A 15,787-nucleotide genomic window follows, 5' to 3' on the forward strand; every position below is an offset into this window, starting at 1 on the left:
CATGCAACGACGCGCCCTTCTCCAGCTCGGCCTCGTGGCCGCTTCCGCCCCCGCCCTGGCCTTGGCCGCCGGCAAGGCGATCCTGGCCAACGCTCACGGCGCGGTCGGCGACGGCAAGACCCTGAACACCAAGGCCATTCAGGCTGCCATCGACGAAGCCGCCAAGACCGGCGCGACCGTAGCCCTCAAGCCCGGCGTCTACCGCACCGGCTCGATCTTCCTGAAGTCGGGCGTCACCCTGCGCCTGGACAAGGGCGTGACCCTGCTGGGCTCGCAGAATATCGCCGACTATCCCGAGATCGCGACCCGCGTGGCCGGCATCGAGCTGACCTGGCCGGCGGCGCTGGTGAACGTCTACAAGCAGAAGAACGTCCGCATCGTCGGCGATGGCGTGATCGACGGCGACGGCAAGGTATTCTGGGACAGCTACTGGGCCCTGCGCCGCCAGTACGACCCCAAAGGGTTGCGCTGGGCCGCCGACTATGACTGCAAGCGCCCGCGCCTGGTCCAGGTGTTCGACAGCGAGAAGATCGAGCTGGCCGGCCCGCGCCTGCGCCGTTCGGGCTTCTGGACGGTGCATGTCTGCTACTCGCACGACGTCCATGTCGCCGACCTGAACATCCGCAACAACGAAGGCGGCCGCGGCCCGTCGACCGACGGCGTCGACATCGACAGCTCGCACGACGTGCTGGTCGAGCGGATCGACGTGGCCTGCAACGACGACGGGCTGTGCTTGAAAGCCGGCCGCGACGCCGATGGCCTGCGCGTCAATCGGCCGACCTACAACATCACCATCCGCGACTGCGTGATCCGCGACGCGTCGGCGGGCATTACCTTCGGCAGCGAGACCTCGGGCGGCTTCCACGATATCAAGGTCTCGGGCCTGACCGTGCACCATCCGACCCCGGTCGGCATCCTATTCAAGTCGGCCCACACGCGCGGCGGCGCGGTTCGGAATATCGATATCGGCAACATGGTGCTGCACGACGTCGCGACTGTCCTACGGGTGAACCTGAACTGGAACCCTAGCTACAGCTATGCCGAGATCCCGGCCGGCATGACCGACGTGCCGCCGTACTGGAAGGTGATGACCCAGCACGTGCCGCCGGAACAGGGCCGTTGCCGCCTCAGCGACGTGCGCATCAAGGACATCAAGGCTATCGGCGCCAAGACCGCCTTCGAGGTCGCGGCCTTCCCCGACCTGCCGCTGGAGCGGTTCGCGTTCGACAACCTGGACCTGGACGTCCAAGCCGGCGGCCGCATCGCCAACGCCAAGGACTGGACCTTCACGCGGACCAGGATCGACACGCTGGACGGCAAGCCGCCGGAGCTGGCCGCCTCGACGGGTGTCATCGGCCTCTAGTTCGGGCGCTCCAGGGTGATGGCCATCAGGCCGATCACCACCTCGTTGGCCGTTGTGCGCACCGTCAGGTCGCGCAGCGGCTTTCGAGGATCCAGCGCCAGCGACAGCACCGTGGCCGCCCCACCGGGGACCTCTCGGCCCTGGCCCTTGAAGGTCGCCGCATCCAGCACCCGCACCTTGCCGGTCGCCAGGTCCACCCGCGTTGGCGGCGGCGTGTCGATGCGGAATTGGTAGTCGTCGAGGAAGAGGTCCTGCTCGATCGGCCACCAGGTGTCGGGATTGCGCAGCGCCAGGCGGGCCGTGGTCCCGTCCTGATAGGTCACCAGCACCTCACCATTGTCGAAACGGCTCTGCATGGCGTTGGTCGTGCCGGCCATCAGCAGATGCACGCGCGAAGCCTTGCCCGACAGCGGCGTGACGGCCTGCTTGGGATAGTTGTCCCATAGTGAGGTGAAGGCGATGTTCTGCGCCTCGGCCGCACCCGGCGTGCGGAAGACCACGCCCGAGGGCGTCGTGATCTGGCCGCCCTGTCCGGCCGCCACGCGGCGCAGGCCAGCGTCGTCGATCTCGGCCATCGCGTTCACATGCCCGGCCCAGCCGCCCAGGCCTTGCGCCGGCACGCCTAGCGACGGCCCGCGTGGCCGGGGCGAGCGGTACTTGCCCTTGGCGAAGATGGCGGTGACGCGGTCGTTGAAGGCGATGGTCACGGGGTCCATGTGGCCAGTGACGGCCGCTGGAGCCCCGGGCGCTGCCGGCTTGGCGGGGGTCGCCCCCGCGACCGGCGCCAGCCACGTCAGGCCATTGCGGGAGACCTTCTGGAAGCTCTTCGCCGATCCGGTCGGAGCGCTAGCGACAGCCGCGCCGCTCCAGCACACGACGACTTCCGCAGCCTTGTCACCTGGTGCGGTGATCTCGATGGCCGGACCGCCGATGGCGTCGGGCGCGGATTTCCACGCCGCCTTCACGCCGTCGATCTCGACAGCCGTCACGCCTTCGCGCGGCGCCGGCAGACGCAGAACCACCATCTTAAAGCGACGGTCGCCTGGCTTCAGCGTCCAGTGGTCCTCGTCGCCTTGGCGTTTGAATTCATACGCGAAGGCCGGGTGCGTGATCGACGCGTGGTCCCAGCCCGCCGGGAAACCTGGGCGTATCGTCATAGTCCCCGCCAGTGCATCCGGATGCAGCCCGAACAAACCCTCGACCATGGTCCGCGCGGTCACGCCGGCGCTGTCGGCGAAGTCGCGCTGCGACTCCCGGCGATACACGTCCGGCCAGGCCAGGGTGCCCATGTTGCCGGGCGAGATGCCCATGAACATGCTGGCCAGCACGCCGCTCTTGGTCAGGCGGAAGGCCTCGTCGCGCCGGCCGGCCTGCCACAGAGCCAGGGCCGTATGCAGGTTCTCCTGGGTGACGACGTTGTTGATCGACCAGGCATAGGGCAGCCAGTCGGTGCTGGCGTACATGCCGTAAGCCGCGTCGTCAGGCACGCCCGGTCCCTTGATCGGGATGCGCGGCAGCCGCGTCAGGGCGTCCGACATCCGCCAGGCATCGGCCGGCGGGACGATCTCGGAATCGATGGCGTGGTAGTAGGTCCACAGGCCGAACGCGGGATGCAGCCGCTGCTCGCCCATCAGATCCTTGTACTCGGCGAAGGCGCCCTCCTTGGGCATCCACAGCAGCTCGCGCATGGCCGCCTGGATGGCCTCGGCCTCGCGGTCGTAAGGCGTCGGGTCCTCGCCGATCAGCAGCGCGACCTTGGCGGCCATGCGGTTGTGGAACGCCTGATAAGCCGACGAATGGGTCGCTCCGCCGCCGAAGTACGAGAGATTGTCGCTGGCCCAGATCGCGGCATAGGCCTCGTACAGCGGCAGCTTCCTGGGGCCGAATTCGCGGCGGAACAGCCGCTTCTCCCAGGCCAGGTGCCGGGCGATGGTCGGCCACAGGTCGCGGGCCAGCTTCAGGTCGCCCGACCACTCCAGATGCCGGAACAGCGCGTCTACATAGACGGTGTTCATGTCGTAGTGGGAGTTGGACAGGTCGCCGTTCGAGTGCAGCGCCTTCTCGGCCCGCGCCAGATTGGCGTCCTCGTCGGCCGGCGGAATCGTGGCCGGGATCGGCGAAACGTTCTGGCCCTTGGCCCAGTCGCGGAAGTGGCGGTCGGCGCGATCGGCGCGGCCCAGGGCGTCCAGCCAGTACGGCCCGCGCCAGCCCAGCAGCTTGGTCCGCCAGGCGACCGCGCCGTGCATCACCGCCTGCTGCGGCCCGTCCCAGGTGGCCTCGGCCCCGACGTTCAGGGCGGCCATGGCGGCGTTGATATAGGGGTCCGGCGTCTCGACCCGCACCTGCCCGCGCAGAGCCTGGAAGTGGTCGCGAGCCTCCTCGAAGCGTGATGCGAGCTCAGCCTGGGCGAAGGCCGGCGGACGCGCGGTCGGCGCGACCTTGTCCTCAGGTCGAGCGGCGCGCACAGCCTTGTAGTCGGCCAGGTCATCGGCGACGCCGGGATCGACGCGCTGGAGGGAGAGGATCAGCGGCGTGTTCGAAAGGGCAGCGCGACCCAAGGCGACACTGCCCTGCTCCGCGCCCTGGCTGGCCAGGAGACGCGGCAGGTCGTTCCAGGCGCTCGCCTCGCCTCGCTGGTAGCGCGCGGAACCGCTGGCGGCGCCGACGATGAGAGCCTGAGGAGCGCTGAGCTTGAAGCCTTCATCGCTCAGGGCGACGCGGTTGGTCTCGGCGAAGGCCGGCTTGAACTGGAACCACTCGGAGATCGACACCTTCTCGGTGCCTATGTCGCCGTCGCGAGCGCCGCGCTGGCCGGTGATCCCGCCGAACGCCCAAACGAGCTCCAGGCCGGGCGGCAGACCCTCGCCCTCGACCCGCAGCGACAGGCCTTCGGTCACCGCATAGGCCACGGCCTCGACACGCAGCACGCCGTCGCCCAGCAGCGGGTCGCGGATCTCGTAGATCAGCTCGCCGGGCCGGTAGCGGGTGGTGATCCTGGCCGCCTCGTGCAGCCACTTTGCCCCACCAGCGCCGACCAGCGCCAGCCGCAGATTGCCGCCGCGGCCCGGCAGGTAGAGCACGAATTCGGGCTTGTCGCCGCCGTCCACGCGGAAGGCGGTGTCACCGCCATAGAGCGGGCGGTTGAAGGTCTCGACGCCGTTCTCGATGACGAAGTCACCGCCGTCGGGCCGGTAACGGATCGGCCGCTCGATGTTGTCGATCAGGTTGGGAAGCAGCCCGCCGACAGCCGCCGGCGAAGTATCCGCCAGGGCCCCGCCACAGCTGAGACCCGCGACAAGAACCAGCGCCAGACCACTTACAGCCAGACCGGCGCTGCGACGGATACCTTTCATTCCCGCTCCCTTTTAGATCAGGCGCTCTTCTTGGCGACCTCGACCGCATAGACGTGGTTGGCGCCGTGCATGTTGGACGTGAAGACGATCCATTTCTGGTCCGGCGTGAAGGTCAGGTTCGGCTCCAGCCGATAGTCGTGGGCCGACATGTCGACCAGCCGCTCGCTGGCCATCTTGTCCACCGTGATCAGGTCATGGGTGTAGTACGGCAGGGCCGCGTCGCGGATGGTCTCGGGCCGGAAGGCGTAGAGCCATTTGCCGTCGGGCGCGTGGGCCACCATGTCGGCGTCGCCGCCGTCGCCGGCGAACAGCACGCCGTCCTTGGCGACGTTGTAGTGCACCGACCACTCGTTCTGTTCGACCCGACGATACAGCTTCTTGCCCGTCGCCAGCTCGTGGCCGGCGATCCAGAACACCTGGCCACGCGGGGTCTGCAAATCGTACCAGATCCACTTGCCGTCGGCCGAGAAGAACTCGTGGCCGGCGATCTCGAAGTTCATGGTCCGGGTGTGGATCTTGGTCAGGCTCGTGCCGTCGGTGCGGATGGTCCAGATGCGGTCCACGCGGTGCCAGGGCCCTTCGTGGCAGAACATCACCTGGGCGGGATCAGCCGGCGAGAACTGGGCGTGGCCCAGCCACTTGTCCGAGGCGTGGATCACCTTGCGCTCGCCGGTCTTCAGATCGACCGTGAAGATCTCCATCGGCGTCGGCGTCTCGAAGCGCTCGGTCATCCGCACGCCCTTGGCCTTGGCGAAGGACAGCGGCTTGCCGTCCGGACCGTTGGCCGCGTACTCGGCCTGGCCGAAGCGCTTGCGGTCGTCGACGGTGTTGGGCTGCAACGGCTTGCCGCCATAGGTGACGACGCCCAGCAGCAGGGTTTCGTCGGCATTGATCGAGGTGATCCCGCCCTGGGCCAGCTTGGCCACGACCCTGGCTTTGCCGCTGTCGATATCGAGGGCGTAGATGGTCTTGGGACGATCGGCCGGCTGACCTTCACCGGGCGCCGTGATCGAATAGTACAGCCGCCGCGAATTGCGCGGGAAGAACAGCAGGTCCGCGTCCTTGGCCTTCGGCAACGTGGTCAGCTTGAAGGTCGCAAGATCCACCAGCGCGATGCCCGAGGGCGTGCTGATCGCCAGCTTGTCGCCTTGGGGCGTGTAGCCGTGCTGGTGGAAGTAGAGGTTTTTGCTGCCCCCCTCCTCCGACAGGCGCACGATGCGGTGGCCGGTCTTGGGATCGATCCAGTCTTTCGGAGCGGTCGTCGCCACCGACGCCGGTTGCTGAGCCAGGACGGGCGTCGCCAGGGCCGCCGCGGCCAGGCCAAGAACGGTTCTGCGAGCGATCACGTCATACGTCTCCGAAAAAGGTGGGCTCGGCGCAGGGAATGACCACGCCGAGCCCCAGGGAGGTGCCTAGTCGAGAAAGAGGAAGATTAGTACGTCCAGCGCACCCCGAGCAGGATCTCGCGGCCGGTGTGGCGGTAGTCGCTGACGCGGTCGGCGGTGTCGACATAGGCGTCGGTGAACTTGTCGCCCAGGTTGATGCCTTCCAGCGTGACGACCAGGTTCGGCCGGATCTTATAGCTCGAGGAGAAGTCGTAGTACGTGCTGCCGTGCGTGCCGTGCTCGCTGTTGCCGTTCGAGCCCGGGAACTGGGTCAGGAAGCCCGAGCGACGGGCCAGCGAGGTGCGGGCGCTGAACTTGCCGCGCTCGAAGTAGATCGTCGCGTTGGCCGTCGTCTTCGACTGGCCGGTCAGCTTGTTGTACTTCGGCGCGGCGGCGGTGCCGTAGTTCACGTTCGAGTCGACGTACGTGAAGTTGCCGATGAAGCCGAAGCCGCGCAGGTAGTCCGGCAGGAAGTTGAACGGCTGCTGGTACTGGAACTCGACGCCCTTCAGCCAGCCGCCTTCGCCGTTGTACGGGTTGGTGACATCAAAGATGTCGTTGACCGATACGCCGGCGCTGGTGCTGAGCAGGCTGGCCGGCAGGCCCAGCGAGCTATAGACGGCGCGCGTGGTCTGGCTGGCGATGAAGCTGTCGATCTTCTTGTAGAAGACCGCCACGCCGATCAGCGATTCCGGCGCGAAGTACCACTCGGCCGCCAGGTCGAAGTTGGTAGCCCGGAACGGTTCAAGGTCCGGGTTGCCGAAGTTGACCGTGCGCGTGGTGGCGCCGACCGAACCGCCGGGGGTCAGGCTGCCCAGGGTCGGACGGGCCATGACCTTGGCGATGCCGCCGCGCAGGATGAAGTTGTCACGCGGCTCCAGCGTGATGTTCATCGACGGCAGGACGTCGGTGTAGTCGTTCTTGGCCGTCAGATAGACGCCCGAGCCGATGAAGCCCTGCGAGGTGACCTTCGTATGAGCCACACGGAAGCCGAAGTCCGAGCGAAGCGGCATGCCGCCGAAGATGGTGGCGTCCACGACCGCCTGGCCAAAGCCCGACAGGTCCTTTTCCTCGACGTCACGCGTATCGCCCTGCTGCACGATCAGCGGGAAGTTCAGCAGGTTGGTGCGGGCCAGGGCCTTGTCGATATCGGCCACCACATAGCTGCGGTCGCCGCCCGGGAACGGGAAGTCGCGGCCGAACGAGACGACCTTCGAGAAGCCGCCCACGCCGACGATCTGGTTCGAGCCGGTCAGCACCTGGTTGCGGCTCGCGCCACGATACTTGACCACGTACTGCTGGGCGTCGACGCCGCCGCGCAGCTTCAGGTGATCGTCGACATCGAACTCCAGGTTGCCGCTGGCGGTCCGGGTGATGTTCAGCGAGGTCTGCACCGCCGAACGCATCTCGGTCAGGGTGTACAGCGACGGGTCGGCGACGTTGAAGCCGTAGGTGATGATCGGCGTACGATCGTTCTTGCGCGCATCGTAGACGTAGCCGTTGACGTCGTTGCGATCGAGCTGGAACGAGATCTGCTCGGGCATACGGTAGTCAGAATTGGCCACGCCGACGCGAACCTGGCCGCGCAGGCGGTCGGTGAACTCGTACTTCCCCGACAGGGTCACCTGGGTGAAGGTCGTATGGTCGCGCTGGGTGCCGTTCTCCGAGCGCACGTCGACCTTGTCGAACACGCCGTAGGTGAAGGTGTTGCGGTCGTTCAGCGCGTAGTCGCGAACGATGGTCGAGCCGACGCCGGCCGCGTTCGAGCGGCTGAACGAAATGGCTTCCAGGTTCGGGCTTTCGGTGAACTGGTTCAGGTCCGAATACAGGACGTCCAGCGCCAGTTCCGACTTCGAGTTCGGGCGCCACTGGGTCGAGAAGGTGATGCCCAGGCGCTCGGAGTCGATCTTCGAGGCGGTGTAGCGCGGGATGCGCGGATAGAAGGCGTTCTGGACCTTGGCCAGCTCTTCCGGCGTGGTGCACTTGCTGCAGCTGGCGAAGTTGTCGCTGGCGTCAGCGCCCTGCCAACGGGTGGTGTTGAAGCCCTCTGCCACCGGCTGGCGCTTCGAATAGGCCACCGAGGCCAGAACGCCGAAGGTCTTGTCGGGGTTGGACCAGCTGAGCAGACCCGCCGCGCGCGGCAGGATGCGGTCGGTGATGCTGTTCAGGCTGCCCTCGGCCGAGGCCGCGGCCTTGAAGCCGGTATAGTCGAACGGACGGCCGCTCTGCAGATCGACCGTGGCGCCCAGCGAACCCTCGGCGACGTCGGCCGACTGGGTCTTGCGCACCGTGATGCTGTTGAAGAGCTCCGAGGCGAAGACGTTGAAATCGAAGCCGCGGCTGCGGTTGCCGCCGCCCGTGGCGATGGCTTCCACGCCGTTGATGCGCACGCGGGTGAAGTCGGCGTTCAGGCCGCGCACCGAGATCTGGCGACCTTCACCGCCGACGCGGTCGATGGTGACGCCCGGCAGGCGCTGGATGGCTTCGGCCAGGTTCTGGTCGGGGAACGCGGCGATGTCTTCGGCCAGGATGGCGTCGATCGCGCCGATGCTGGTGCGCTTGGCGCCCAGGGCCTTGCTCAGGCTGGAGCGATAGCCACTGACGATGACTTCTTCGACCTGGGTGTCGGCGGCTTCAGCGGCCGGAGCGGCAGCGGTCTGGGCCATGGCGGCGCCAGCGCTGGCAGCACCAGCCACGGTGATGGCGGCGCACGACACGAGCAGGCGCGCTTTGAAGGTGCTAAAAATCATCCTGTGTTTCTCCCCTACCAGTGCGTGACACCGGTATCTTCACTAACCACATTTCTCAGAATGTGGGATATATATCCATATCTTGTGATGAGTTGCGAGGAAACGCAACTCTGGTCTTACCAATTGGCCGCGATTTCGCCGGAACCGGCTAACTAGGTGGCGGACGAAAATGGCGGCAGACGGCCACTATGGATTTGTTTTTGCTTGCTTATTGAATGGAGTTACCAGTTCAGCTTGCGCCTGCGATGATAACGCTGTCGGACCGGCCAAGCTGACGCGACGGAAGCCGCCCTCGCCTCTAGCGAAGACGGCTCCCGACAAAAAACAGAGAAAAGGCCGCCCCTAGGGAATCGGCTTGAAGCCTTCGGCGCGGACGGTCCACTTGCCGTCCTTCGGGAAGCCCGGCGTCGGCCCCTTCGAGCCATCCCAACCGCCCGCCATCATCGCCACGGCCGCCAGCAGCGAGCCGTTCGACGGGAAGTAAGTTTCGGCCGCGCGGGTATAGCCAGGGCCGTCGGGGCCGACCTTCTCGCCCTCCCCGGCCGTCGGTACGAAGGCCTGGGCGTGCTCTTCCAGATGGACGCGCGGGGTCATGCCCGTAACGCCGAACTTGTTGTTCTTGGCCTCGAAGAACAGCCAGTCGACGGCCTTGTCCGGCTCGTTCAGACGGGCGGCGGTCATGGCCACCATCGGATAGTCCCAGCCCCAGGTCTGGCGCAGGTCCCAGTCGCTTTCCACGGCTCGCAGAGTGCGCCGCATGGTCTCCGGATCGGCCTTCCCGGGGATCAGACCATAGGCCATCAGGAACGAAGGGTGGTCGCGGTTCATGCACTGCTCGCCAACGGCGTGTTTGGAGCAGTCCTTGCTCTTGGCGACATCCCAGAAGTTCGGCGTGGACTCCGTGGGCAGGTAGAGGCCGTCCTTGGTCGCCATCGGGGCCAGGCCCTTGATCACCGCATCCCACTCGGGCTTGCGCGCCAGGCCCTGACGCACGCGCCACTGCTGCGCGGTCTCCAGACCCCAGCGGTAGTATTCCAACTCGAAGGCCGGGTTGAAGGTGGTCAGCGGGTCGTAGTTCTCCTGCACCGGGATGACCGGCGGGCCGATCACGAAACGGCCCTTGTTGTCGCGATGCGGAAAGCTGGCCAAGAGGTCGGCGGTCTCGGAGACCAACTGACCATATTTGGCCAGGGTCGCCTTGGTTGGCTTGTCGCGCCAGATCAGCTCGGACATCCAGATCGGATGCGGCTGCTGCCACATGATGAAGGGCGAGACCTTGCTGGGGCTGTCGACGCCGTCCGGCCCGACCATCTTGGGCCACCAGGCGCCCTTCAGGCCATGGCTGGCGGCGCGGGCCTTGGCGTCCTTCAGGTGGCCGACGTACCAGGGCAGGCTGCGCTCCAGGTATTCGGGCTTGTTCCACAGGGCGAAGTGACCCGCGTGCCAAGGATGCATCTCGAGATGGAACTTGCCGTTCCAGCTGTTGGAGAACAGCCCCTCCTCCTGGGGCGGGACCTCGCCGGCGCCGTTCAGGGCCATCAGGTACTGCGACAGCACCACGCGGCGCTCCAGCTCGGCCGCGCGGGGATCGGTGCTGCCCGAGAAGTCGACGGCCGCGCCTTGTGTCCAGTACGACTTCCAATGCGCGCGCGTGGCTTGGTCGGCGACCGTCACGGTCGGCAGCTTCGACACGGCAGCGCGTGAGAACGCGACTTCCAGACCCAGCGTCCGCCCCTTGGCCTTGGGCGCGACGACATAGGCGTGCGGCCCGGCGGCGGTGAAGTCGACGGCGCGGTCGGCCTGCAGGGCGGCGAAGTACTTGGTGGCGTCCAGCTGGCGCGCGACGTCCAGGCGCGCGGCGCCCTCCCCGGTCACCTTGGTGGTGTGCAGCTCGGGATGGGTCCAGTCGGAAGGATCCGGGTTCAAGGCCTTGGAAACGCCCGGGAACTTCACCGAGAGCTTCAGTCGCCCTTGCTCCACCAGGGCGGAGTCGACGTCGACCACGATCATGTCCAGGGTCGGGTGCACGCGGGTGCGGACGGTCACCGCCTCGCCGTCATAGACGAAGCGGCTGGTCAGGACGCCCGTCCACAGGTCCAGGGTCTGCTCGGTCGCGGTCAGGTCTTCGAACTTCGCCGGCTTGCCGGCCTTGTCACGCAGGTCCAGAGCCACGCGGCCCAGCGAGAAGCGGTGCGGGTTCTCGCGCAGATAGGCCAGGGCCGGACGGCTCTCGGCCTCGTTCCAGTCCTTCATGTAGGCGTAGGGCTGCTTGGTCCCGCGCACGTCGATCGGCGTGGTCCCGTCCGCGTAGGTGTAATTGTTCGGGTTCGGGAACGCGTGCCAGGCCCACTGGGCCTCGGTCAGCAGCGGCGCGATCTTGGAATAGGCTTCCGGGAAGGTCTGCAGGCCGGTGATGTCGGCCGTGAAGCCGATCTGGCCGTTGCCGACCATCAGGGGCGCGGACGGGTCGACCTTGGTCAGCTTGACGTCGTGACGGCTGACCAGTGCGTGGCGGTCGATGGGCTGGGCCAGGGTCGGTGCGGCCAGGGTGAAGACGGCCAGGCCGGCCAAAAGCACGCGTCGCATCGATGACTCCCAGAACGCTTGTCCGCGGTGGACCGCGGTTGAACGATGGGGCGTCGATCATTTCGGATCAACGCCCCCACATTCCATTCTATAGGAGTCAATCTCACATTATGAAAGATGCATCCTAGTCGGCGGCGACCGGACCGCCGCCGCTCATGGCCTTCTTGGTCAGCCAGATCAGCGGGATCAGGATGACGCACAGCCAGGCCGAGACACGGAAGAAGTCCAGGGCCGCCAGTAGATACGACTGGTTGACGACCTGCTGGGTCACCGCCCCGACCGCCTGCAGATGGGTCATGCCCGTGGCCTGCAGCTTGTTGACCGCGTCGATCCAGGCGGGGCTGCCCGAGCTCATGGTCTCGGCCAGGCGCGTCTGGTGCACGGCCTCGCCCCGGTCCCAGATCGTCGTGGCCAGCGAGGCGGCGAAGCTACCCGCGGTGATCCGCGAGAAGTTCGACAGACCCGAGGCCTGCGGCGTCTGCTGCGGCGGGATGCCGTTCAGCGAGATGGTCACCATCGAGATGAAGAAGGTGCTCATCGCCACGCCCTGCACCAGCATCGGCATGACCAGCGACCAGAAGTCGGCCTGCGAGTTGTAGCCCGAGCGCATGAAGAACGAGAGGCCGAACGCCGCCAGCGACAGGGTCGCCGTCCAGCGGGCGTCGACCTTGGTCATGATCCGCGCCGCGAATGGCGTCAGCAGCACCGCGACCACGCCGCTGGGCGCGGCCACCAGGCCAGCCCAGGTGGCGATGTAGCCCATCTGGGTCTGCAGCCACAGCGGCAGCAGCAGGTTGTTGCCGAAGAACACCGCGTAACCCAGACAGAAGGCGATGGTGCCGATCGTGAAGTTGCTGGAGCGGAACAGCGACAGGTCGACGATCGGGTGCTTCTCGTTCAGCTCCCAGATCACCCACGCGATAAAGAAGACGATAGCCAGGACCAGCTCGACCACGATGGCGGGCGAGGAGAACCAGTCGGCTTCCTTGCCGGTGTCCAGCATCACCTGCAGCGCGCCGACCCAGATCAACAGCAGCATGAAGCCGGTGCGGTCGATCGGCAGCTTGCGGGTCGGGGTCTCGCGGCTGGCCATGTTCCGCCAGCAGATGACGGCGCACAGGATGCCGACCGGCACATTGATCAGGAAGATCCACGGCCAGCTGATATTGTCGGAGATGTAGCCGCCTAGGATCGGCCCACAGATCGGGGCCACCAGGGTGGTCATCGACCAGATGGCCAGGGCCGTACCGCGCTTGGCGGGCGGGAAGATCATGATCAGCAGGGCCTGCGAGCCCGGGATCATCGGTCCCGACACCGCGCCTTGCAGGATCCGGAACAGGATCAGGGATTCCAGGTTCCAGGAGAGGCCGCACAGCAGCGAGGCGATGGTGAACAGGATCACCGAGACCACGAAGGTCTTCACCACGCCGTAGCGGCCCATCAACCAGCCGGTCAGCGGCACCGAGACGCCGTTGGCCACGGCGAAGGCAGTGATCACCCACGTGCCCTGGCTGGAGCTGACGCCGAGGTTACCGGCGATCGTGGGGATCGAGACGTTGGCGATGGTGCTGTCCAGCACCTGCATGAAAGTGCCCAGCGCGAGGGCGATCGAGGTGATCGCCAGCAGCGCGCCGGTCATGGGCGGCGGACCGGCCGCTTGAGTTTGTTCGGACGCCATAGCGGGCGCTCCTTACTTCGCGACGTCGATCTTGGCCTTCATCGACAGGCCCACGCGCAGCGGGTGCTTGGCGAGGTCGGCCGGGTCCAGGATGATGCGGACGGGCACGCGCTGGACCACCTTGATCCAGTTGCCCGAGGCGTTCTGGGCCGGGATCAGCGAGAAGGCCGAGCCGGTGCCGCCAGCCAGGCCCCGGACCTTGCCGTGAAACTTCACGCCGCCGCCGTAGAGGTCGGAGGTCAGCACCACCGGCTGGCCGGGGACCACCTTGTCCAGCTGCACTTCCTTGAAGTTGGCGTCGACATAGGCCTGGGTCGTGGGCACCACTGACATCATCGGCGCACCGATCGCGACCTGCTGGCCGACCTGCACCGACTTGCGCGCGACGATGCCGTCGGTCGGGGCGCGGACCACGGTGCGGGCCAGGGTCAGGCGGGCGGCGTCCAAACGGGCCTGGGCGGCCTTCACTTCCGGGTTCTCGGTGACCGAGGCGCCGGAGATCAGCACGGTGTTGGCCTCGCGCGAGCCGATGGCGGCGTCGCGGCTGGCCAGGGCCTGGGCGCGGACGGCCTGGGCGGCGTTCAGCGCGGCCTGGGCGTTGGCGAGACGGTTCTGAGCGGTCGTCAGCTCGTCGCCGGAGACAGCCCCCTCGCCCACCAGCGCCTGGCGACGCGAGAGGTCGACGCGGGCGCGCTCGACGTCCGACTTGGCGGCGGTGATCTGGGCGTCGGCGCGGGCGACATCGGCCTGGCGGGCCTCGAACTGGCCGCCTAGGGCGGTGTCATTGGCGAAGTAGCCCTTCACCTTGCGCTCGGCCTGGCCCAGGGCCGCTTCGGCCTGGGCGACGGCGATGCGGGCGTCGGCGTCATCGATGATCACCAGCGGGTCACCGGCCTTCACGGCCTGGGTCTCGACGACGAAGATCTTGGCGACCGGACCAGGCGACAGCGCGGTGACCTGGGCGGTCTCGGCCCCGACATAGGCGTCGTCGGTCTCGACATAGTGGCTCTCGAAAGCCAGCCAGTAGGCGCCGTAACCGACGATGCCGATGGCGACCGCGCCGGCCAGCAGGGTCAGCTGGCGGCGGCGCTTGTTGTTAGCAGCGGCTTGGGAAGCGGCGGGTTGTTGATCGGACATAGGTGCAAGTCCTAGGGAGCGAATGTCGTGAGGGTTCAGGCGCCGGTGAAGCCGCCGCCGAGGGCGCGGATCAGGGCGATGTCGAGGGTGAAGGCGCGGCTTTCCAGGTCGGCGACGACCCGGCGCTGGGCCAGCACCGACTGCTCGGCCAGCAGCACCGACTGGTAGGTCGACAGCTGGCCTTCGTAGCGCAGGCGGGCGATGCGGTAGGCGTTCTCGTTGGCGGTCAGAGCCTGGCGAGCGTCGGCGAGACGGCTGGTCAGGGCCTTCTCGCTAGCGGTGACGTCGGCCACTTCACGCAGGGCCTGGGTCAGGGCCGCGTCATAGCTGGCCACGGCGGCGTCGCGGTCGGCCTCGGCGCCGCGCAGGCCGGCCCGCAGGCGGCCGCCCTCAAAGATCGGCAGGCGCAGGGCTGGCCCGACCTGGCCGATGTCCGAACCGCTGGAGAACAGCTTGTCGAGATACAGCGACTGCACGCCGATGAAGCCGGTCAGGTTGATGTCCGGATAGAACATCGCTTTGGCCTGCTTGGTGCGTGAGGTCGCGGCCTCAGCCCGCCATTTAGCGGCGACAACGTCTGGACGGCGGCCGATCAGGTTGGCCGGCAAGTTATCCGGCAGGCCGAACGGCTTGATGCTCGCGGTGGCCGGGCGGGTGATCGCGAGACCACGATCCGGACCGGCGCCGACCAGGGCGGCCAGGGCGTTACGGGTCAGGGCGATCTGCTCGTCGATGGCCGACAGCTCGGCCTTCGAGGCCGGAGGACCAGCGGCCGCTTGCTCGCTCTCGGCCTTGGTGTCGAGACCGTTGGCGACGCGCTTGGAGACGAGGTTGCTAGTCTGCTCGCGCAGACTGACGGCGGCGGCGGCCACGTCACGCTGGGCGTACAGGCGCGACAGCTCGGCATAGGTCGAGGCGACGGCGGTCGACAGGGTCAGGCGAGCCTGAGCGGCGTCGGCCTGGGCGGCCTTGGCTTCGGAGGTGGCGGCGGCGACGGCCGCGCGGTTCTTGCCGAAGAAGTCCAGCTCCCAGCTGGCGTCCAGGGCCAGGCGGCCGATGTCGTTATAGCCGTGCGGCACGAAGGCCGGCGGGATGCCGGCATTGTAGCTCTGCTTGCTCTCGGCGACCGAGGCGCCCAGCGAGACCTGCGGCAGGTCGGCGGACTTGGCCTGGGCGACCAGGGCCTGGGCGCGGCGCAGGCGGGCCTCGGCGGCGGCCAGGGTCGGCGAGCCCTTCAGGGCCTCGTCTTCCAGGGCGTTCAGCTGGGCGTCGCCATAGGCCGCCCACCAGGCGTCGGCGGGCCAGTCGGCGGTTGGAGCCGCGAGGGTCTGGGCGGTTTCGTAGGACTGCGGGGCCTTGGCGACCCGCGCGGCTTGCGCCGGCGGCAGGCTGGCGCAGGCAGACAGCACCAGGACGCTGGCGGCGGCGAAGAAGGGAGCGCTGTGTCGGAGAGTTGGGGTCGACATGGGGAGAGCCTTGATGTGACCGTACGGTATAGTCATATGCCAGGGCGCAAGTAGGCTTCTCTTGCGCTA

Annotated in this window: 8 protein-coding genes; 1 reads left to right on the forward strand and 7 read right to left on the reverse strand. The window is 67.3% G+C overall.

Going from position 1 to position 15,787, the window contains the following annotated elements; genetic code table 11:
* Position 1 precedes the first annotated feature (1 nt).
* Complete coding sequence (locus J7528_RS08495) at positions 2-1,363, forward strand: glycosyl hydrolase family 28 protein (protein WP_291872856.1); 1,362 nt, start codon at positions 2-4, stop codon at positions 1,361-1,363.
* On the opposite strand, the gene J7528_RS08500 is transcribed toward J7528_RS08495, so the two are convergent.
* The 7 genes from J7528_RS08500 to J7528_RS08530 all read right to left on the reverse strand — a co-directional run bounded on the left by J7528_RS08500 (position 1,360) and on the right by J7528_RS08530 (position 15,718).
* Positions 1,360-4,716: a DUF4450 domain-containing protein gene (locus J7528_RS08500; protein WP_291872858.1), complete on the reverse strand. Its 3,357-nt coding sequence runs from the start codon at positions 4,714-4,716 to the stop codon at positions 1,360-1,362. The two genes, J7528_RS08495 and J7528_RS08500, sit on opposite strands and share 4 nt — an antisense overlap.
* Before the next feature lie 17 nt (positions 4,717-4,733).
* Positions 4,734-6,062, reverse strand: a complete 1,329-nt coding sequence (locus J7528_RS08505) for an oligogalacturonate lyase family protein (RefSeq protein ID WP_291872860.1) — start codon at positions 6,060-6,062, stop codon at positions 4,734-4,736.
* Positions 6,063-6,148: 86 nt separating this feature from the next.
* A complete protein-coding gene (locus J7528_RS08510) occupies positions 6,149-8,851 on the reverse strand; it encodes a TonB-dependent receptor (protein WP_291872862.1) in 2,703 nt (900 codons plus the stop codon).
* A 342-nt stretch (positions 8,852-9,193) separates the two neighbouring features.
* A complete protein-coding gene (locus J7528_RS08515) occupies positions 9,194-11,437 on the reverse strand; it encodes a hypothetical protein (RefSeq protein ID WP_291872865.1) in 2,244 nt (747 codons plus the stop codon).
* A gap of 124 nt (positions 11,438-11,561) precedes the next feature.
* Positions 11,562-13,115, reverse strand: a complete 1,554-nt coding sequence (locus tag J7528_RS08520) for a DHA2 family efflux MFS transporter permease subunit (protein ID WP_291872867.1) — start codon at positions 13,113-13,115, stop codon at positions 11,562-11,564.
* A gap of 12 nt (positions 13,116-13,127) precedes the next feature.
* On the reverse strand, positions 13,128-14,252 hold the full coding sequence (locus tag J7528_RS08525) for an HlyD family efflux transporter periplasmic adaptor subunit (protein WP_291872869.1): 1,125 nt from the start codon (positions 14,250-14,252) through the stop codon (positions 13,128-13,130).
* Positions 14,253-14,287: 35 nt separating this feature from the next.
* The gene (locus J7528_RS08530) at positions 14,288-15,718 is read right to left on the reverse strand and encodes an efflux transporter outer membrane subunit (protein WP_291872871.1); all 1,431 of its coding nucleotides are present in this window, start codon (positions 15,716-15,718) and stop codon (positions 14,288-14,290) included.
* Between the last annotated feature and the right edge of the window lie 69 nt (positions 15,719-15,787).

Origin of the sequence: Caulobacter sp. (assembly GCF_017744445.1) — a bacterium.
Classification (GTDB): domain Bacteria; phylum Pseudomonadota; class Alphaproteobacteria; order Caulobacterales; family Caulobacteraceae; genus Caulobacter.

What these genes read in the sequence shown, in the direction of transcription:
- J7528_RS08495 (WP_291872856.1), top strand. Translation starts at nt 2, where the DNA reads ATGCAACGACGCGCCCTTCTCCAGCTCGGCCTCGTGGCCGCTTCCGCC.
- J7528_RS08510 (WP_291872862.1), bottom strand. Translation starts at nt 8,851, where the DNA reads ATGATTTTTAGCACCTTCAAAGCGCGCCTGCTCGTGTCGTGCGCCGCC.
- J7528_RS08530 (WP_291872871.1), bottom strand. Translation starts at nt 15,718, where the DNA reads ATGTCGACCCCAACTCTCCGACACAGCGCTCCCTTCTTCGCCGCCGCC.
- J7528_RS08500 (WP_291872858.1), bottom strand. Translation starts at nt 4,716, where the DNA reads ATGAAAGGTATCCGTCGCAGCGCCGGTCTGGCTGTAAGTGGTCTGGCG.
- J7528_RS08520 (WP_291872867.1), bottom strand. Translation starts at nt 13,115, where the DNA reads ATGGCGTCCGAACAAACTCAAGCGGCCGGTCCGCCGCCCATGACCGGC.
- J7528_RS08525 (WP_291872869.1), bottom strand. Translation starts at nt 14,252, where the DNA reads ATGTCCGATCAACAACCCGCCGCTTCCCAAGCCGCTGCTAACAACAAG.
- J7528_RS08515 (WP_291872865.1), bottom strand. Translation starts at nt 11,437, where the DNA reads ATGCGACGCGTGCTTTTGGCCGGCCTGGCCGTCTTCACCCTGGCCGCA.